This is a genomic window from Clostridium paraputrificum, from assembly GCF_900447045.1.
Taxonomy (GTDB): domain Bacteria; phylum Bacillota; class Clostridia; order Clostridiales; family Clostridiaceae; genus Clostridium; species Clostridium paraputrificum.
Genome location: NZ_UAWH01000014.1, coordinates 432,501 through 453,283, shown reverse-complemented (window position 1 = coordinate 453,283; position 20,783 = coordinate 432,501). Strand labels below are relative to the sequence as shown.

18 protein-coding genes, 1 tRNA gene and 2 rRNA genes (1 of these 21 only partly in view) are annotated in these 20,783 nt (G+C 31.7%); 8 read left to right on the top strand and 13 right to left on the bottom strand.

Annotation, left to right across the window (positions count from 1 at the left end; translation table 11 throughout):
- Positions 1-212: 212 nt before the first annotated feature.
- The 7 genes from DR024_RS07125 to licT all read right to left on the bottom strand — a co-directional run bounded on the left by DR024_RS07125 (position 213) and on the right by licT (position 7,544).
- Positions 213-1,022: a DUF368 domain-containing protein gene (locus DR024_RS07125; RefSeq protein ID WP_049177801.1), complete on the bottom strand. Its 810-nt coding sequence runs from the start codon at positions 1,020-1,022 to the stop codon at positions 213-215.
- Between the two features lie 139 nt (positions 1,023-1,161).
- Positions 1,162-1,251 carry a hypothetical protein gene (locus tag DR024_RS17990; RefSeq protein WP_242983092.1) on the bottom strand — a complete coding sequence of 30 codons (90 nt, stop codon included), beginning with the start codon at positions 1,249-1,251 and terminating at the stop codon, positions 1,162-1,164.
- 23 nt (positions 1,252-1,274) lie between these two features.
- Positions 1,275-2,384: a sensor histidine kinase gene (locus DR024_RS07115; RefSeq protein ID WP_172458926.1), complete on the bottom strand. Its 1,110-nt coding sequence runs from the start codon at positions 2,382-2,384 to the stop codon at positions 1,275-1,277.
- A 2-nt stretch (positions 2,385-2,386) separates the two neighbouring features.
- Entirely contained in the window at positions 2,387-3,070 is a 684-nt protein-coding gene (locus tag DR024_RS07110; protein WP_049177797.1) for a response regulator transcription factor, read from the bottom strand.
- A 135-nt stretch (positions 3,071-3,205) separates the two neighbouring features.
- Complete coding sequence (locus DR024_RS07105) at positions 3,206-4,636, bottom strand: 6-phospho-beta-glucosidase (RefSeq protein ID WP_099330257.1); 1,431 nt, start codon at positions 4,634-4,636, stop codon at positions 3,206-3,208.
- Between the two features lie 18 nt (positions 4,637-4,654).
- Positions 4,655-6,511, bottom strand: a complete 1,857-nt coding sequence (locus tag DR024_RS07100) for a beta-glucoside-specific PTS transporter subunit IIABC (RefSeq protein ID WP_111918408.1) — start codon at positions 6,509-6,511, stop codon at positions 4,655-4,657.
- A gap of 199 nt (positions 6,512-6,710) precedes the next feature.
- Entirely contained in the window at positions 6,711-7,544 is an 834-nt protein-coding gene (gene licT / locus DR024_RS07095; RefSeq protein ID WP_099330255.1) for a BglG family transcription antiterminator LicT, read from the bottom strand.
- A 239-nt stretch (positions 7,545-7,783) separates the two neighbouring features.
- Between licT and DR024_RS07090 the strand changes: the two genes are divergently transcribed.
- The 6 genes from DR024_RS07090 to DR024_RS07065 all read left to right on the top strand — a co-directional run bounded on the left by DR024_RS07090 (position 7,784) and on the right by DR024_RS07065 (position 14,336).
- Entirely contained in the window at positions 7,784-8,467 is a 684-nt protein-coding gene (locus DR024_RS07090) for a polyphosphate polymerase domain-containing protein (protein ID WP_099330254.1), read from the top strand.
- 14 nt (positions 8,468-8,481) lie between these two features.
- Positions 8,482-9,168, top strand: coding sequence for a DUF4956 domain-containing protein (locus DR024_RS07085; protein ID WP_111918406.1), 687 nt, complete (start codon positions 8,482-8,484; stop codon positions 9,166-9,168).
- Between the two features lie 20 nt (positions 9,169-9,188).
- Positions 9,189-11,036: a CotH kinase family protein gene (locus tag DR024_RS07080; protein ID WP_111918404.1), complete on the top strand. Its 1,848-nt coding sequence runs from the start codon at positions 9,189-9,191 to the stop codon at positions 11,034-11,036.
- A gap of 237 nt (positions 11,037-11,273) precedes the next feature.
- A complete protein-coding gene (locus DR024_RS07075) occupies positions 11,274-12,764 on the top strand; it encodes a PTS transporter subunit EIIC (RefSeq protein WP_027099259.1) in 1,491 nt (496 codons plus the stop codon).
- 19 nt (positions 12,765-12,783) lie between these two features.
- Complete coding sequence (locus DR024_RS07070; protein WP_027099258.1) at positions 12,784-13,428, top strand: N-acetylmannosamine-6-phosphate 2-epimerase; 645 nt, start codon at positions 12,784-12,786, stop codon at positions 13,426-13,428.
- A gap of 107 nt (positions 13,429-13,535) precedes the next feature.
- Positions 13,536-14,336, top strand: a complete 801-nt coding sequence (locus tag DR024_RS07065) for a MurR/RpiR family transcriptional regulator (RefSeq protein ID WP_027099257.1) — start codon at positions 13,536-13,538, stop codon at positions 14,334-14,336.
- A 59-nt stretch (positions 14,337-14,395) separates the two neighbouring features.
- Here the strand turns inward: DR024_RS07065 and DR024_RS07060 are convergent, their stop codons facing one another.
- Genes DR024_RS07060 through DR024_RS07050 form a run of 3 tightly spaced genes read right to left on the bottom strand, consistent with a single transcriptional unit; the run spans position 14,396 to position 15,924 of the window.
- Entirely contained in the window at positions 14,396-14,782 is a 387-nt protein-coding gene (locus DR024_RS07060; RefSeq protein WP_051196037.1) for a DUF3783 domain-containing protein, read from the bottom strand.
- 12 nt (positions 14,783-14,794) lie between these two features.
- Complete coding sequence (yaaA, locus tag DR024_RS07055; RefSeq protein ID WP_055185144.1) at positions 14,795-15,562, bottom strand: peroxide stress protein YaaA; 768 nt, start codon at positions 15,560-15,562, stop codon at positions 14,795-14,797.
- Between the two features lie 8 nt (positions 15,563-15,570).
- Complete coding sequence (locus tag DR024_RS07050) at positions 15,571-15,924, bottom strand: arsenate reductase family protein (RefSeq protein ID WP_027099255.1); 354 nt, start codon at positions 15,922-15,924, stop codon at positions 15,571-15,573.
- Positions 15,925-16,137: 213 nt separating this feature from the next.
- On the opposite strand from DR024_RS07050, the gene ahpC reads away from it, so the two are divergent.
- Positions 16,138-16,701, top strand: a complete 564-nt coding sequence (gene ahpC / locus DR024_RS07045) for an alkyl hydroperoxide reductase subunit C (RefSeq protein ID WP_027099254.1) — start codon at positions 16,138-16,140, stop codon at positions 16,699-16,701.
- Positions 16,702-16,808: 107 nt separating this feature from the next.
- Positions 16,809-18,482 (top strand): thioredoxin-disulfide reductase, encoded by a 1,674-nt coding sequence (trxB, locus tag DR024_RS07040; protein WP_111918402.1) that lies wholly within the window; start codon positions 16,809-16,811, stop codon positions 18,480-18,482.
- A 357-nt stretch (positions 18,483-18,839) separates the two neighbouring features.
- Here the strand turns inward: trxB and DR024_RS07035 are convergent.
- The 3 genes from DR024_RS07035 to DR024_RS07025 form a co-directional block, all read right to left on the bottom strand.
- A tRNA-Ala gene (locus DR024_RS07035) sits at positions 18,840-18,915 on the bottom strand.
- Positions 18,916-18,923: 8 nt separating this feature from the next.
- A 5S ribosomal RNA gene (gene rrf, locus DR024_RS07030) occupies positions 18,924-19,040 on the bottom strand.
- Between the two features lie 119 nt (positions 19,041-19,159).
- Positions 19,160-20,783: ribosomal RNA gene (locus tag DR024_RS07025) — 23S ribosomal RNA — on the bottom strand (it continues 1,284 nt past the right edge of the window).

Genomic DNA, 20,783 nt, shown 5'->3' with positions numbered 1-20,783 from the left:
TTTATATATTGTTATGTTCATATAAATATATAAATAATCTAATAAAGCATTAATAAAATTCGCTCTTCTTATTTCTTAGAGCTTATTAAGTTTCATGGAACTCAATTTAAATTTTAAATTTCAATACTCCTCCATAAAATCAAAGAAGAAACACCAGCTTTAGTAATGTTTCTTCTTCATCATTATTATTTTTATTAATTCTATTATCCTTACTATTCTTCTCTCTCTTCTTTAGATATATAGCTTGTTACAATAAATCCAAAGATTCCAAGGACAACTCCTATTAAACTATTTATTCCATCAAAGCCTGGAAACACTCCAAAGACAGAACCCAAAATAAATCCAAAGATTATCATATAAGTTTGTTCAGGATATCTATTTAATAGCATCTCTATTAATCTTGCACTTAAAACTGTTCCAACTATTCCTCCTAATGCTATAGGAATAAGTATTGGAATATTAAAATCAGTTATTGCAGTTATTACAGTATTATATAAACCTAAAATTAATAACATAAATGATCCACTTATTCCTGGCAAAATTAAAGCTACAGCTATAACTACTCCTCCAACAAATAACCATATAAATATAAATGGTGTTAAACTAACTATAGCATCTGAATATCCGTTGTAATCTCCTGACATAAGTAGTACAATTGCAAATCCAATAACTAAATAAACTAAAGACCTTTGACTAAATGACTTCTTCTCAGTAGCTTTTCTAAACATTAATGGAGCTCCACCTAAAATAATTCCTATAAACATATATCCCAATGGAATAGGATATCTCTCCAATAAAGTTTTAAATATATTACTAAATAAAATTATTCCTACTATTGCTCCAAGTCCTACCCTAAATAAAATCTTATATTGATTTTTGAAGTCCTTAACTATATTATTTACTGCATGTATTAACTTATCATATATACCTAAAATCATGGCAATAGACCCACCGCTAATACCTGGTACTATTTGAGATATACTTATTATTACTCCATAGATAAAATCCTTTAAGAAACCCATAACTCCCTCCAAAATATTAATTTCTAACAATTATATCACTATTTTTAACATAACTTATATATATTAACCTACATTTAACAATATCAACCTATTGTAAAGAAAAAAGAACTACCTTTAGAAAGTAATTCTTTTAAATTGGTTATTCTTTTTCCTTATTGATTAATTCAATATTAAAAGTTGTAATATTATTTTCACTTGTTACTCCAACTTTTCCTTTATATTTTTCCACAATAGACTTAGCAATGGAAAGACCTAATCCATATCCCCCTTTTCTCTTGATCTTGCTTTATCTACCCTATAAAATCTATCAAATATTTTATCTATATCCTCTTTAGGAATTGTATCTCCTTCATTAGTTACTGATAATAATATTTTTTGTTTTCTTTCTTTTAACTCTACCTTTATAGAACTTTTTTCATAGGAATGTTTTATGGCGTTGTCCATTAGTATTCCTATTAATTGATTTATGCTCTCCTTATCTCCAATAAACTCTATATCATTTTGAATATCTGAATCTAACATTAAGTTATTTTCATACATTATTGCTTCAAAGCTTAATAATTGACTCATAATTGCATCACTTAAATTAAATTTAGATATTACTCCAAGAACTTCATTATTATCAGCTTTCGCAAGATAAAGTAGATTATTAACTAGGTTTGACATTCTTTCAGTTTGAAAGGATATATAATTAATCCATTTCTTCTGATTCTTTATTGTATCCTCTTCATTACTATTAATTAGCTCTATATTAGTATTAATTATAGCTAATGGTGTTTTAAGTTCGTGTGACGCATCTGCTATGAACCTTTTTTGTGAATTATAAGCTGCCTCAACTGGTTTTATTGATTTATTAGCTATAAATATGCTTACTATAAATAAAAAAATCAAACTAATTGGTCCAACTATAAATGAAGTAATTACTAATCTCTTTATAGTATTTAGGTGAATAGTACTATCTTGAAATACCATCTCAATCCCTCTTGGCCCATTTCTATATAGATACGCAAAATTATAACTATTATATTTTATAAATCCTTTTTCCTTCTTATTATTGATTGCTTTTTGAACTATATTTACTAAGGTATCTTCATCCATATTATAAGCATCATTATAAAGTAATCTTGAATTCTTAGAGTCATAGATAATAAAGGTTGTATTATTAAAAGGCTTGCCCCTCCAATCTATCTCTCCGTTAGGAGACATCTTCATCCCATTTAAGGTATCACTTAATTGAGTAAATATCATGTATTCTCCATTTTTGCTTATTCCAATATATATAGCAGAAAATATAGCTATTACTATTGCTGTAAAAAGAATCATTAAAGTAGTTACAAATTTAACCCTTAACTTTTTAAACATCATTATTCTCCATCTTTATATTCTAAAATATAACCTAGATTTCTTATAGCTTTAATAGCTACCTTAGATTTTAAATAGGATAGTTTCCTTCTTAAAAATGATACATATACTTCAACATTATTATGTTCTGCTTCTGATTCATATCCCCAAAGCTTACTTATAATATCATCTTTATTTGAAATCATATCCTTCCTATTAATTAATAATTCTAAAAGTCCAGATTCCTTTGCAGTAAGCTTAATACTATTTTCTTTTGAGCTTAATTCTAAATTACCTATATTTAAATTAATATCTCCATAAGACAATAGGTTATCACTTTGTACCTCACCTTTTCTTCTAGTTAAGGCTCTAATTCTTGCCATAAGCTCCTCAACATAAAATGGCTTAGGTAAATAATCATCTGCACCACAATCTAATCCAAGAATCCTATCCTCCACTTCCCCCTTAGCTGTTAAAAGGATAATTGGTGTTGATATTCCCTCTTTTCTTGCCTTCTTCAATACTTCTATTCCATTTAATTTAGGTAGCATTATATCTAAAATAACTCCATCATATATATCCGATAAAATATAGTCTAATCCACTTTCTCCATCAAAAACTCTATCAACTATATAATTATTCTTTTCTAAAATTGCACCAAGTGCCTCTGATAATTGCGCTTCATCTTCAACTATTAAAATTCTCATTTTTTCACCTTCTTTATTAATAATATTACCATAGAAAACTTAAATGAAACTAAAAAATGTGGGGTAGATATTTATCCCCTCGTACTTAAGGTAAAAAAAATAGGCTTACAAATGTAAGCCTATTTCTATTATTTATTACTCAAGATTCTCTCCGTTAGTTGATATAACCTTTTTGTACCAATCAAAACTCTTTTTCTTTCTTCTTTCTAATGTACCATTTCCATTATCATCTTTATCAACATATATGAAACCATATCTTTTGCTCATTTCACCAGTAGATGCACTTACTAAATCTATACATCCCCAAGGAGTGTACCCTATAAGTTCAACTCCATCCTTGATTCCTTCTTTCATTTGCTCAATATGTTTTCTTAAATATTCAATACGATAGTCATCATTTATTGAACCATCTTCTTCAACTTTATCTACAGCGCCTAGTCCATTTTCAACAATAAATAATGGTTTTTGATATCTATCATATAATTCATTCATTGTAATTCTTAATCCAACTGGATCTATTGTCCATCCCCATTCTGATTGCTTTAAGTATGGGTTTGGTAAGCTCTTAAAAGCATTTCCAGTAAGCTTTTGGCTCATAACAACTGGATCTGCGCTTCTTAATCTACTTGAGTAATAACTAAAAGCTACATAATCAACTGTATTCTCAGCTAATATTTTCTTTTCTTCCTCAGTTATTTCTATATTGAAGCCCATTTCTTCAAACATTCTATTTGCATAAGCTGGATATTTACCTCTTGCTTGTACATCAATAAAGAAGTAGTTATCTCTATTTCTAGCTTGAGCTTCTAGAATATCTTCTGGATTACAAGTATACGGATATATTTGTCCTGCTGCAAGCATACATCCTATCTTATTTTCTGGATCTATTTCATGACCTAGTTTAGTTGCTAAAGCACTTGCTACTAATTGATGATGCGCTCCTTGATACTTAATTTGATTTACATTTTCTCCTTCTTCAAATATAAGTCCTCCACCAAAGGAAGGTATATGAAGAATCATGTTTATTTCATTGAATGTCATCCAATACTTAACTTTACCTTTATAACGGTTAAATATAACCTTACAGTAATTTAAGTAGAAATCAATTAGCTTTCTATTCTTCCACCCACCATATTTCTTTGTTAATTCTAATGGTGTATCAAAGTGATTAATAGTAATAACTGGTTCAATACCATTTGCTATTAACTCATCTATTAATGAATCATAGAACTTTAATCCTTCTTCATTTGGAGCTTGATCATCTCCATTTGGGAATATTCTAGCCCAAGATATTGAAGTTCTTAAACACTTGAATCCCATTTCCTTAAATAACTTTATATCTTCTTTATATCTGTGGTAAAAATCTATTGATACATGAGATGGATAGTATCCATAATCTGTATCCATTGCTCTTTTAGCATCTGATAAAGCCTCTTTTCTTAAGGCACCTCCCGGTAGAATATCTACCGGTGACATGCCCTTTCCATCCTCAAGATAAGCTCCTTCACATTGGTTAGCTGCTATAGCTCCACCCCATAAGAAATTTTCTGGAATTATATTTTTCATAATTAATCTCCTTACTGCTTATAGAACTGTGATTACTGTTTCTCCTACTTTAGCCTTTTCATCACATTTCCCTACTATATCTAAATATTGATCTGAATTTGTTATTATAACTGGAGTTACTGTCTCATATCCTTTTGCTCTTACAGCTTCTAAATCTACATCTACTAATGGGTCTCCAACCTTTACTCTATCTCCATCTTTAATGTGAGCTGTGAAATGTTCTCCATTTAATTGAACTGTATCCATACCTATGTGAATTAATACTTCTACACCTTCATCTGATAATAATCCAATTGCATGCTTAGTTTTAAATATTGTTTGAACTGTTCCGTTTATTGGTGAAACTACTTTTCCATCAACAGGTATAATTGCAACACCCTTACCCATAATTCCTGATGCAAATGTTTCATCTTCTACTTTATCTAAAGCAATAACTTCTCCATTAACTGGACATGCTATTTCAACTTTTTCTACTAATCTATCTACAGTTTCTGTTGCTGATATCTCTTCTTTCCCTTCTTCTACTGGATCATCGAATCCTATAATCCAAGCTGCTATGAAAGAAACTACAAATGCAATTGCTGCACCTATACATGCATTTATTATATTAGCTGATCCTTCTCCTCCAATATATCCTGGTAATGCTAATAATCCTGGAGAACCTGTAACGAATCTACCTACTCCTGTAATTCCAAGGTATAAACCTGAAACTCCTCCACCTATCATAGCTGCATATAAAGGTTTCTTTAATGCTAAGTTAACACCGTACATTGCTGGTTCTGTAATACCACAAACTGCTGTAAGTCCTGATGATCCTGCTAATTGCTTTAAGTCTTTGTTCTTTGATTTTAATGCAACACATAATGCTGCTCCACCTTGAGCTATGTTAGAAGCTAACATACCAGGTCCTACTACTGTATCAAACCCTGCTGTAGCAACATTATTTATTCCTATTGGAATTAATCCATAATGCATTCCTGTCATAACTAATAATAGTGAGAATGTACCAACAACAAATGGAACTAACCAACTTGCATATGAATCTAAGAATGCTATTGCACTAGCTATACCATCACCTAGAATAGTTCCTAAAGGTCCTAAAACTATAAGTAATACTGGTGCTGTAACTAAAATTGTAATAAGTGGTTTTGTAAAGAATTTAACTACCTTTGGTGATACTTTATCAGCTATTGGTTCTACAAATGACATAAACCATACTCCAAGAATTATTGGAATAACTGATGAAGAATATCCTGCTAAAGTTACTGGTAATCCTAAGAATGAAACTGGATCACCAGCTGTTTTTAATGCTGCAAAGTTAGGGTGTAATAGTACCCCTGCTATTGTCATTGCTAAATATGCATTACACTTAAACTTCTTAGCTGCTGAGCTTGCAAGTAAGAATGGTAAGAAGTAGAACGCTGCATCTCCCATAAAGTTTAAAATGTAATATGTTTGTGATGATGTATCTATTAAATTAAATGATACTAATAGTGCTAATACACATTTAATCATACCTGCACCAGTGATTGCTGGTATAATTGGTGTAAAGATACCTGCTATTGTATCAAACACTTGTACTAATTTACCTTTCTTTTCCCCGTCATTTTTATTATCATTTCCATCTGCGAAGTTTCCTAGCTCAGTAAGTGGCTTATAAACACTTGCTACGTCACTTCCTATGATAACTTGGAATTGTCCACCCTTATTTACAACTCCCATAACGCCTTTTGTTTTCTTTAAAGCGTCCATATCTGCTTTAGTCTCATCTTTTAAGTTAAATCTTAATCTTGTTGCACAGTGAGTTAAGAATGCAACGTTTTCTTTTCCTCCGACTTTCTCTAGAATTTGTTTTGCTAATTCTGTGTAATTCATAATTTTCTTTCCTCCATTTATTTAAATTATTAATAATGAAGGTTTTGCCTGCTTTACCAGTAACAATCCTAAAAATATATATTGTCTGTACTTGGCTAAAAGAAAAAACCTAAACTAATCCTAGAGCAAAAAGGGTGAAATATATATGCTCTAAGAATAATCTAGGTTTTGCCTGCCGTTCCAGTAACAATCCTGCTAATTATTTATTTTCTGTCACACGTTGTATGTGAATCATTAGATATAATTTTTCTTCTTTTGTTAAATCATATGTATACTTTTCTTTTATAAATTTTTCTACTTTCTTTACACATTCATGTGCAATAGGATATTTAATCTTGATCATATCATAGATTTCATCATCCTTATCAGTATAAGTCTTTCCATTAAATAATCTTTGTGCGAAGAATTTTAAGTGAGTTATGAATCTGTAATAACTTAATGATTCTTCATCAAAATCTATTCTATAATGATATTTAACTATGTTTAAAATTTCTTGCATAACCTTAGTCATATTCATAAGGTTTGGCATTTCTTCATTTAATTCTGCATTAACTATGTGAAGGGCTATGAATGCAGCCTCATCTTCTGGAAGCTCTATATTTAAATCTTCCTTTATCATTTTTAATGCTTCAACACCAATACAAAACTCATCCTTATAAAGTCTTTTTATATCCCATAATAAAGCATTTTTTAACTGGATACCATTTTTATATCTGTCAATTGTACTATTTATATGGTCAGTTAATGAAATAAATATACTTTCATTTAACTTCTTACCTAGTTCTGACTTAGCGTAAGTAATTATTTTTTCAGATAACAACATATACTCACTTGGAATCTCTTGTAGCAATTGCTGGAACTTATCAGTAATATCCTTATTGGTTATTGTAAATATCTTTTCTATATTACCTTCATTTATTTCTGCTCCAATCTTCTTTTGAAAAGCAAGGCCTCGTCCCATAATAATTACTTCTTGTCCTTTGTCATTAATTGAGACTACAACATTATTATTAAGTATTTTTTCAATTTTCATTAGCTAACCTCCACTCCTCAAAAATATAAAAAGACAAAACCATCCCATAACAAAAAAATATTATGAAATAGGTTTTGCCTGCATTACCAGTAACAATCCGTGTATACGTTTTATATTTATTGTATTATCATCTCATTTATAGCCTGTCAACATTATTCTACAAAATTTTCAGAAATATTTTAAGTTTTATTTAAGCTTTAAACTATATAATTCCTTCATAAGAAAAGGAGGTGAATTAAATGAATACTCCAAAATATAGACATGAAGTTAAACACTTCATTAATTATTCTGACTACTTGCAAATTAGAAATAGATTAAAACATATTGCATCGATAGATACATCTAGCACTTCTAATGGTAGATATAAAATAAGAAGTTTATATTTTGATAATATTTATGACAAAGTTTTAATGGAGAAAATTAATGGATTCAATACGCGTGAAAAATTTAGAATACGTTTCTATAATAATGATACATCATTTATAAGACTAGAAAAGAAAAGTAAAAATAATGGACTTTGTTTAAAGGAAAGTACTATTTTAACAAAGGAACAATGTAAAGACATTATAAATAATAATCTTCATTGGATAAAAGATTCTACGGATAATCTACTTCTTGAATTTTATAGTAAGTGTAAATATCAATTATTAAAACCTAAAACAATAGTAGATTACGTTAGAGAGGCTTTTGTATATGAACTAGGTAATGTAAGAATAACCTTTGATATGGATATTAGAACAGGAATATACTCAAACAATATCTTTAATCCTTCACTTCCTGTTGCTCCAACTGATACAAACTTAATTATATTAGAAGTTAAATATGATGAATTTTTACCTGAAATTATTAATAATGCCATCCAAACAAATAACAGAAAAGCAGCAACTATATCTAAATATGCTGCAAGTAGAATTTATGGATAAAAAGGAGAATTAAAATGGATAAATCACTAACATTTAATGATATTTTCAAATCAAGTTTCTTAGAAAAAGCTTCAAGCTTTTCAATATTAGATACCTTTATTGCTCTTACTTTAGCTTTAACAATTGGTATGTTTATTTTCATAATATATAAAAAGACTTTTAATGGAGTTATGTATTCTGCAAATTTTGGAACCTCCCTAATTGCAATGACTTTAGTTACTACATTAATTATACTTGCTGTTACATCTAATGTAGTTTTATCACTTGGTATGGTAGGTGCCCTATCAATAGTTAGATTCCGTAGTGCAATTAAAGAGCCTATGGATATAGTATATATATTTTGGTCAATTAGTGTTGGCATAGTACTTGGTGCTGGATTAATTCCTCTAGCTGTTATAGGTTCTCTTTTCATAGGTTTATTTATGATTATATTTGTAAACAGAAAAACTTCAGATAATCCTTATATCTTAGTTTTAAATTGCTATGATAATGAAAGTGAAAAAAAAGCTGTTGATTATGTAAAACAACACGTAAAAAAGCATGTTATTAAATCAAAAACTATTTCTTCTGACTTTAAAATCGAACTAACACTTGATATAAGATTAAAGGATATGAGCACAGAGTTTATAAATAAGTTAGCTTCTATTGATGGTGTTAATAACGCTGTATTAGTAAGCTACAATGGAGACTACATGGGCTAATCCCCTTGTTTTATAAAACTTTGATTAAAAGTAATAAATTCAAGGTAGTTGCTTGTATTTTCATGGTATGTGCTCTACTATTTACATCCTTTCTATTGGTTTATCCAAAGGAAGTATCAAATGCAAGTTCTGCCCAATATTCAACCTTACTTTTCGATAACACAAAAGTTTCTGATATTAAAATTAATATATCTGATGATGACTGGCAAGATATGTTATCTAATCCCCTAAAAGAGGAGTATCACAAAGCTGATATAACAATTAATGGAGAAACTTTTTATAATGTTGGTATTAGAACAAAAGGAAATACAAGTTTATCTCAAGTTGCCTCTTCTGATTCAGAAAGATATAGCTTTAAAGTTAAATTTGATAAATACGTAACTGGACAAAGCTACTATGGCCTAGATATGCTAAACCTAAATAATATTTATGCAGATGCAACATATTTAAAAGAATACCTATCATATGACTTGTTTGAGTTTATGGGAGTTACTACACCTGAAAACTCTTTCTCAAATATAACTATTAATGATAATAACTATGGTTTATATCTGGCTATTGAAGGATTACAAGAGTCTTATCTAGAAAGAAATTATGGCTATGACCATGGAAATTTATATAAAGCTGAAGGGACAGGAACAAATTTAAAATACACTGGAGAAACTCAAAGTAATTATTCTGGACTTAAAGATAATGCAATAACGGCTATAACAGATGATGATTTTCAAAAAATTATAGATATGATTAAAAACTTAAACAATGGAACTAACTTAGAAAAATATATTGATATAGATGCCACATTAAGGTATTTTGCAGTAAGTACAACACTTGTTAATTTAGATAGCTATCAATCTAATCTATTTCATAATTACTATATATATGAGAAAGATGGGATTTGCACCATTCTCCCTTGGGATTTAAACCTATCCTTTGGTGGATTTTCTGCTGAAATGGGTGGTGGAAACAGAGGTGAAATGAATAATTCAAAAAGAACAAGTAGCGATTTATCTACCATACATTTTCCTATTGATGAACCTACAAGCACCAACTTGTCAGATAGCCCATTATTAGAAAAATTATTAGAAGTTAATGAGTATAAAGATTTATATCATAAATATCTTAATGATATTGTTTCAACTTATTTTGATAGTGGCATATTTAAAAATAAATTATATTCTACAGCTTCTCTTATAGATGAATATGTAAAAAATGATTCTACAGCCTTCTATAGCTATAGTCAATTTAAAAATTCTTTAGACGAACTATATAAACTTGGAAATTATAGATCAAAAAGTATATCTCTTCAACTTACAGGAGTTATACCATCTACTAAAGAAGCACAAAATCAAGTTAACCTTGATGAATATCTTGGATCCAACCTAGTAAATATGAGTCTTCTTGGATCTATGGGTGGTGGAAAAGGAGACGCAAACAAGGTAAATGCTATGAATCAAAATACTGATTCTAATATTTCTTCTAATATACCACCACAAATAAATAATGCTACAAATGGCAATATGAATCCTCCCGATATGGATATAAATCAAGGAGGAATTAATGGTAATATACCTTCTCCTAACAATAATAATCAGAATGGTATGACTGCTCCACCTATTGATAATGATATGATGATGCAACAAACTGAAAGTAGTAACAATAAATTACCTAAGCCAGAAGATAATCAGCAACAAATACCAGTTCCAAATGACAAAACAAAGCCAGCTATGGGTAATATGGATAAAAACAATCTTAATTCCAATAAAAGTATATCAACTCTAGAAATGGCTTTTGTATTATCATCTATTGTAGTAATAAGTATAGCATGTATATTGGCTAATAAATTTAAACGAAAAAAATATATGGTATAATTAAAAACTTGGTTTCTTATAAAGAAATCAAGTTTTTTTAAGATTAAATATATTTGCATATTTATCACAAATGTAGCTAATAATAAAAATCACATTGAACGAATTTTTTAAAATTTTTTTCACTTTCCCTATTGCAATGAAAATAATTTCATGGTATATTGTAAACATATTCAGTGAAAAATATTTTTACTGATGTTGCAATCATGAAAATAATTTTATAAAATGAAGGAGGATGTTATGTTTAAACAACTTCAAAAAATCGGAAAATCATTTATGTTGCCAATTGCAATATTACCTGCAGCTGGTTTATTACTTGGAATTGGTGGTGCACTATCAAATCCTAACACTGTACAAGCTTATCCGTTCTTAGATATTCCTTGGTTACAAGGTATATTTAAAATAATGTCATCTGCTGGAGACGTAGTATTCGGTAACTTAGCACTTATAATGTGTATTGGTCTTTCAGTTGGACTTGCTAAGAAAGATAAAGGTACTGCTGCACTAGCTGGTGCTGTTGCATTCCTTGTAATGAATGCTTCTATTAAAGGAATGATTGGTGCTTTCAACCCTGCTGTTGAATCAATTGATACAGGGGTTGTTGGTTCCATAGTTATAGGTTCATTAGTTGCATATCTACATAATAGATATCACAACATTCAATTACCTGCAGTATTAGGATTCTTTGGTGGATCAAGATTTGTTCCAATAGTCTCTTCATTTGCAGCCATTGGTGTTGGTGCAATCTTCTTCCTAATCTGGCCTACTTTCCAAGGTTGGTTAGTTAGCGCTGGAAATGGTATTGCTAACTTAGGTCCTATAGGAACTTTCCTTTATGGATTCTTATTAAGATTAACTGGTGCTGTTGGATTACATCACATGATTTACCCATTATTCTGGTATACAGAATTAGGTGGAGTTGCTCAAGTTGCTGGACAAACTGTAACTGGTGCACAAAACATATTCTTTGCTGAGTTAGCTGACCCAAATCACGTAGGTTTATTTACTGAAGGTACTAGATTCTTTGCTGGACGTTTTGCAACAATGATGTTTGGTCTACCAGCTGCTTGTTTAGCAATGTATCATTGTGTTCCAAAGAATAAGAGAAAGGCTGTTGCTGGTTTATTCTTAGGTGCTGCAATCACATCATTTGTAACTGGTATTACAGAGCCAATTGAATTCATGTTCTTATTCGTAGCTCCTTGGCTATATGTAGTGCATGCTTTCTTCGATGGATTATCATTCTTCTTAGCAGATATATTAAATGTATCAATTGGTAATACATTCTCTGGTGGATTAATTGACTTCTCACTATTTGGTGTATTACAAGGTAACGAAAAAACAAACTGGATTTATGTAATATTAATAGGTATTGCATGGGCCGTATTATACTATGTAACATTTAGATTCTTAATAACTAAATTCAATGTTCCTACTCCAGGTAGAGAATCCGACGGTGAGGAAGTTAAAGTTATTACTAAAGATTCTATGAGCGAAACTGCTGCTGAAATCTTAGCTGCACTAGGTGGAAAAGAAAACTTAGATGATGTTGATGCTTGTATTACAAGATTAAGAGTAGCCGTTAAAGATGTAAGTAAAGTAGATAAAGATAAGATAAAAGCTCTAGGGGCTACTGCTGTCCTTGAAGTTAAAGGTGGAATCCAAGCTATATTTGGAGCAAAAGCAGATCCTCTAAAACAAAAAATTAATGAAATAATCGATAAAGAATAATTTATAAGGAGTGAAAGTAATGAATAAAGGATTAATCGTATCATGTCAAGCACTACCAAATGAACCACTACATAGCTCCTTCATAATGGGTAGAATGGCTTTAGCAGCTAAAGAAGGTGGAGCAATTGGTATACGTGCTAACACTATAGCTGATATTCAAGCAATAAAAGCAGAAGTTGATCTACCTATCATCGGAATAATAAAACAGGATTATGATAATATGATTCCATATATTACTCCTACAATGAAGGAAGTTGATGCTTTAGTTAAAGAAGGTATAGATGTAGTAGCTTTAGATGCAACTATAAATCAAGATGAAGATTTCCTTAAAGAAGTTATAGCTAAGTATCCAAAACAAAAATTTATGGCTGACATTTCAACTGTTGAAGAAGGTTTAAGAGCCGAAAAATTAGGCTTCCATTTTGTAGGAACAACATTAATTGGATATACTGAACAATCTAAGGGTATGAATAACTTCCAAGTTCTTTCTACACTAATTGAGAACTGTAATGTTCCAGTTATAGCAGAGGGTAATTTTGATACTCCTGAAAAGGCTAGAAAAGCCTTAGAAATTGGTGCTTATTCAGTAGTCGTTGGTGGAGCTATTACTAGACCACAACTTATAGCAAAGAAATTTAGTGAAGAAGTTCAGAAAGCATTATAGAATACTCATACCAAAGAGATAGAGACTATTAAGTCCCTATCTCTTATTTTATAAAAAAAAGAATTATGGTATCATTAAATATATCACTGTATTATGGAGGTTTTTAATTGAACATTATATGCGAGATACAACAAAAATATAATAATTTTTCAGATAAAGAAAAAGCTATTGCTGATTATATCTTAAATCAACCTGATATGATTAAAAATATAAATATAACAGAATTAGCTAAAATAATAGGCACTTCTGGTGCTACTATTACTAGATTTTCTAAAAAAATTGGCTGCGATAGCTTTGTTGAAATGAAAATGCAGATTAATTTAAGTACTAATGATAGCGAATCTATTGATAGTGATGATATTTTTTCAAGTGTCTATAGTCATTACAATGAAGTAATTGAAAGAACAAATTCAATTATAGATAAATCCGCTATATTTAATATAGTTGAAGAAATAAAAAAGGCTAATAAAATATATCTTTATGGAGTTGGTAGTTCTGGTTTAACAGCTACTGAAATGATGCAAAGATTAATAAGAATGGGATTTAATATACATTGTATCTCAGACTCTCATATGATGATTATTAATAGTTCAATAGCATCCTCAGAAGACCTTGTTATAGGATTATCTATATCAGGTGAAACAAAAGAGGTTGTAAATGCTTTAAAGGTTTCTAAGAGAAATGGTGCTAAAACTGCTTGTATAACAAGCTTTGATGAAAGTTCAGTAACAGTCTATTCGGATATAATATTAAAAGTTTATAATACTCGTTTCATAGGTAGACATAAGTTTATAAACTCTCAGTTTTCTACTATGTATCTTTTAGATTTAATATCTACTGTATTATTAGAAGATAAAAACTTAGAAGAAAAAATGCAAATAACTATAGATGCCATAATTAATTCATAATGTTAAGAAAAAGGACTAGTTCAAAATTATTATAATTTCAAACTAGTCCTATATCTTTACTATTCCTCTATGTGTTTTGCTTCTCTTCCTTGCCTTTCAGCCTTTCTTTCTTCTATAAGGTTCTTTAATAAATGAGATAAAGTCCAATTTATTGATGTTTCTGTTACAATAGCCTTCATAGCAGGAGCAATTCTCATTTTTTTCATATTATCTATAAACATACTTACCTTCATGTTAGATAAATCATTAAATATAATTGCTCTATCTCTTATTTCTTCTTCACATTCTGAAGAAATATTATCTTCTAAAATGTCTTTTACTAAAGTATTTCCATTGGTCCAGTTAACTCTTATCTGGTCCTTTAATCCCATAATACTTCCATAAGTTTTCAATAGCTTTGCTTCTTTATCATTAAAGTTACAAATAATTATACAAGGTCTGCTCATATCTTCACCTCTCTATCTAGTAAATACTAATTCATTTTCATTAGATAAAACCTCATTATAAGTATATCCATCTAAATCAAAATCTTTAACTTCTTCTACTGTATTAATTTTATTTTGAACAACATATCTGGCCATCATTCCTCTTGCTTTTTTTGCATACATGCTAACCATCTTATGTTTTCCATCTTTATATTCTAGAAAATTCACATCTACTATTCTATATTTTTCATTTATCATAGGCACATTCAAGACACTACTATATTCTTTTGAAGCTAAGTTTACTAGTACCTTTTCACCTGGGGATGTATCTATTGCTTCCATAATCTTACCTGTAATCCTATCTCCCCAGAATTCATAAAGATCATTGCCCCTATTATTTTTAAGCTTTGTACCCATTTCTAATCTATATTCTTTAATTTTATCTAATGGTTCAATAACCCCATATAATCCTGATAATATTCTTAATACACTATTAGAATGAAGAAAATCTTCTTCTGAGAAATCTTCTGCACCTATACCTCTATAGGCTTCCCCTTTAAAGGCAAGAATAGCTGTGTATTCTTTAGTATCTTCATTATAAAAATTTCTATATCTATCATAATTCAATATTCCTAATTTATCTGATATTTTCATTAATGAACATAATTCATCTAATGAAAATTTCTTTAGTATAGAAACTAACTCTTTAGTATCCTCTTCAAAAGCCAATTTCTTATTAGAAGTTTCTATATTATTAATCTTTGTATTTATAGTTTTGGCTGGAGATAAAATCATTAACATACTTTCACCTATAGTATCTCCCTATATAAATCTTCCTTAAAACCAACAAGCACCTTATCACCATTTATAAGAATAGGTCTCTTTACTAACATACCATTTGTTGATAATAATTCTGCAGCTTCTTCCTTTGTAATGCTCTTAACCTTATCCTTTAAATTCATTTCCTTATATAGTTTTCCTGAAGTATTAAAAAACTTCTTAGCTTCTAGCCCACTCATATCTATCCACTTTAATAGCTCTTCTTTGCTAGGATTCTCTTCTACTATATGTCTATCAATAAATTCTACATTGTTTTCTTTTAGGAATTTTTTTGCCTTTATACATGTTGTACACTTTGGATATTCTATAAAAATCATACTCATATTTCAATCTCCTTTATTATTTAATAATTATTATCTATTTTATCATATAAGATTTAATTTGCCTATATAAGTAACTATAATTTTATTAACTAATAATAATTATTTTTTACTAAAACATATTGACAAATTACTAATTAATAATTATTATTAATACATAAGTAATTGATAATAATTATCAAAGCAAAAAAATATATTTTTAGGAGGATTTAGATTATGTCATTAATCGGAAAACAAATACCAGAATTTAAAGTTCAAGCATATCATAACGGAGATTTTAAGGAAGTAACATCTTCAGATGTTAAAGGTAAGTGGGGAGTATTCTTCTTTTATCCAGCAGACTTCACTTTTGTTTGTCCAACTGAATTAGGTGACTTAGCTGATAACTATGAAAACTTCCAAAAAATTGGATGTGAAGTTTACTCAGTATCTACTGATACTCATTTTGTACACAAAGCATGGGCTGATGCTTCAGAAACAATAGCTAAAATTCAATATCCAATGTTAGGGGATCCAACTGGAACTCTTTCTAGAGGATTTGAAGTCATGATTGAAGAAGAAGGGTTAGCTTTGAGAGGAACTTTCATTGTTAATCCAGAAGGAGAAATTAAAGCTTATGAAGTACATGATTTAGGAATCGGAAGAAATGCAGAAGAATTATTAAGAAAAGTTCAAGCTGCTCAATTCGTGGCCGAACATGGTGACCAAGTATGCCCAGCTAAGTGGACTCCAGGTGCTGAAACTTTAGTACCAAGCTTAGATTTAGTAGGTAAGCTATAATTCTTTTAACTAAAGCGTGGCTAATTGAGCCACGCTTTTATTTCAAAAAATATTTAAGATTTTTTATAAAAAAGTTTTAAATACTTTTTGAAAGGGAGGATTTTAATATGAATAATAAAATATATGATTTAATCGTTATAGGGGCTGGTCCAGCCGGACTTTCTGCTAGTATATATGCAGGTAGAGCAAAGTTAAATACATTGATATTAGAAAAAGGACAACCAGGAGGACAAATAACTAAAACCTCTGAAATAGTAAACTACCCTGCTATCAGAAAAACTTCTGGACATGAACTAATGGAAGAAATGAGAATGCAAGCTGAATACTTTGGTGTTAAATTTCAAAGAGCTGAAGTTACTGATGTAGATTTCTCAGGAGAAGTAAAAATTTTAAAAACTGATATAGGAGAAATCCAAAGCAGAAGTGTTATTATAGCAACAGGAGCTAGTCCAAGAAAACTTGGTTTCCCTGGTGAAGAAGAATTTGGGGGAAGAGGTGTAGCTTACTGTGCTACTTGTGATGGTGAGTTCTTTAAAGGGCTCGAAGTTCTGGTTATAGGTGCTGGATTTGCTGCTTGTGAAGAAGCTATTTATCTAACTAGATTTGCTAAGAAAGTTACTATAATAGCTAGAGAGCCTGAATTTACTTGTGCAAAAACTATTGGGGATAAGGTTAAATCCAATCCTAAAATCCATGTTAAATTTAACACTGAAGTTATAGAGGCAGTTGGCGATGATTTACTACGTTCAGTTAAATTAATTAATAATGTAACTGGAGAAAAATCAGAATATCATCCACCAAAGGAAGATGGAACTTTTGGAATATTTATTTTTGCTGGATATGTTCCTCAAACTTCAATATTTAAAAATGTTCTTAATTTAGATAACTTTGGATATATATTAACTGATGATAATATGAAAACTAATATTAATGGTATATACGCGGCTGGTGACTTAAGGCCTAAAGCATTAAGACAAGTTGTTACTGCTGTAGCTGATGGCGCTATTGCTGCTACTGATGCTGAAAAATATATTGCAGAAGAAAAAGAACGTTTAGGTATAATTGATGAACCTACCGAAGAAAAAACTTTGCCCAAAAAAGAAGAACCTAATAAAGAAATTTTAAAGCCATCTTCATCAGGAAGAAGCCATTTATTAAATGATTCTTTAAGAAACCAATTATCTTCTATATTATCAAAAATGCAAAATGAAGTTACTCTTATAACTATAGTAGATCCTAATAATAGTAAGTCAATTGAGCTTAGAGATTTGGTTCTTGATATAGCTGACTTAGGTGAAAAACTAAAAGCTGAAGTTTATATCAAAGGTAATACTAAGTCAATCGAAGAAAAAATAAATGCCGATAAATATCCAGTAGTAGGACTATTAGATAAAGATAGAAATTATAGTGGTGTTAAATTCCACGGTGTTCCTGGTGGTCACGAATTAAATTCATTTATATTAGCTATATATAATTTATCAGGACCTGGTCAAGCAATTGAGCCTACAAATTTAAAGGCTATAAAAAACATTAATAATAAAATCAATCTTAAGGTATGTGTTTCACTTTCTTGTCACCTTTGTCCAGATGTCGTTGCATCTGCTCAAAGAATAGCAATCGAAAATCCTAATGTAGAGGCAGAAATGTTGGATTTAGCAAACTTTGATGAAATAAAAACTAAATATAAACTTATGAGCGTACCAGCTATAATAGTAAATAATAAAGATGTATACTTTGGGGCTAAAAAAATAGATGAAATAATAAATCTAATAAATAAATAATAAGACTCGCATAAGCGAGTCTTATTATTTATTGTATTTTGAATCCTATCTGCTACAGATATGGTTCTAAATAGCTTTTAGCGATGAGTATTTAAAAGAATATATAAAAAGCTATAGCATAATTTAAATAAATATATTGACTTGTTTACTGGTGATTCGGTAAAAGGAAGTAAAAAACAAATCACCTTTGAGGTGCAGCAGTTTGCAAAGTGGTACGAAAGCATTACCACCCGTTTTATAGGTTCCTGATTACCTCTTATTTTTATTTATTAAATTTTTTTAATATTAAAACAAATATACACATTATTAAGCATAACCTTAGACAAAATAAAAAAGGACTACATTCGTAGTCCTTTATGGTGGAGATAAAGAGATTCGAACTCTTGACCCCCTGCGTGCAAGGCAGGTGCTCTCCCAACTGAGCTATACCCCCACAATATTACCTGGCAACGTCCTACTCTCCCACACAGTCTCCCATGCAGTACCATCGGCGCTATAGAGCTTAACTTTCCTGTTCGGTATGGGAAGGAGTGTTTCCTCTATGCCATCATCACCAGATGTCTGACAGTCCAAATTTTATATTTGGTTACTGAAACGTATGCAATCCCTTAGGATTGTATTCCTTAATCAGAGTTGTTCTCTGAAAATTGCACATAATAATTTGAAATTTCTTTAACTTGGTCAAGCCCTCGACCTATTAGTATCAGTCAGCTACATACATTACTGCACTTACACCTCTGACCTATCAACCTCGTGTTCTTCAAGGGGTCTTACTAGCTTATGCTATGGGAAATCTCATCTTGAGGTGGGCTTCACGCTTAGATGCTTTCAGCGTTTATCCCTTCCCGACTTAGCTACCCAGCTGTGCTCCTGGCGGAACAACTGGTGCACCAGAGGTCAGTCCATCCCGGTCCTCTCGTACTAAGGACAGCTCCTCTCAAATTTCCTACGCCCGCGACGGATAGGGACCGAACTGTCTCACGACGTTCTGAACCCAGCTCGCGTGCCGCTTTAATGGGCGAACAGCCCAACCCTTGGGACCTACTTCAGCCCCAGGATGCGACGAGCCGACATCGAGGTGCCAAACCTCCCCGTCGATGTGGACTCTTGGGGGAGATCAGCCTGTTATCCCCGAGGTAGCTTTTATCCGTTGAGCGATGGCCCTCCCACGAGGTACCACCGGATCACTAAGCCCGACTTTCGTCCCTGCTCCACTTGTGGGTGTCGCAGTCAGGCTCCCTTCTGCCTTTGCACTCTTCGAACGATTTCCGACCGTTCTGAGGGAACCTTTGGGCGCCTCCGTTACTTTTTAGGAGGCGACCGCCCCAGTCAAACTGCCCACCTAACAATGTCCTGTCACCAGATTCATGGCATCCAGTTAGAACCTCAGTACTGTCAGGGTGGTATCCCAAGGACGACTCCATCAAGGCTGACGCCCTGATTTCCCAGTCTCCCACCTATCCTGTACAGACAATACCGAAATTCAATGCTAAGCTACAGTAAAGCTCTACGGGGTCTTTCCGTCCAATCGCGGGTAGCGAGCATCTTCACTCGCACTACAACTTCGCCGGATTCACAGTTGAGACAGTGCCCAAGTCATTACGCCATTCGTGCGGGTCAGAACTTACCTGACAAGGAATTTCGCTACCTTAGGACCGTTATAGTTACGGCCGCCGTTTACTGGGGCTTAAGTTCACACCTTCGCTTGCGCTAAGTGTTCCCCTTAACCTTCCAGCACCGGGCAGGCGTCAGCCCCTATACATCAGCTTTCGCTTTAGCAGAGACCTGTGTTTTTGCTAAACAGTTGCTTGGGCCTATTCTCTGCGGCCTGCTCTCACAGGCACCCCTTCTCCCTAAGTTACGGGATCAATTTGCCTAGTTCCTTAACTGTGATTCTTCCGCCGGCCTTAGGATTCTCTCCTCATCTACCTGTGTCGGTTTGCGGTACGGGCACTACATCTCTCTCTAGATGCTTTTCTTGGAAGCATGGAATCAAGTACTTCGGTTCCGTAAAACCTTCCCCATCACGCCTCAGAATTGTTAGGATGGATTTGCCTTTCCTAACTCCCTAAACGCTTAGACTAGCATCCAATAGCTAGCACACTCTATCCTTCTCCGTCACACCATCGATAATAACGATCAGTAGTGGTATCGGAATATCAACCGATTGTCCATCGCCTACGCCTTTCGGCCTCGGCTTAGGTCCCGACTAACCCTCAGCGGACGAACCTTCCTGAGGAAACCTTAGATATTCGGCCTGTGGGATTCTCACCCACATCTCGCTACTAATGCCAACATTCT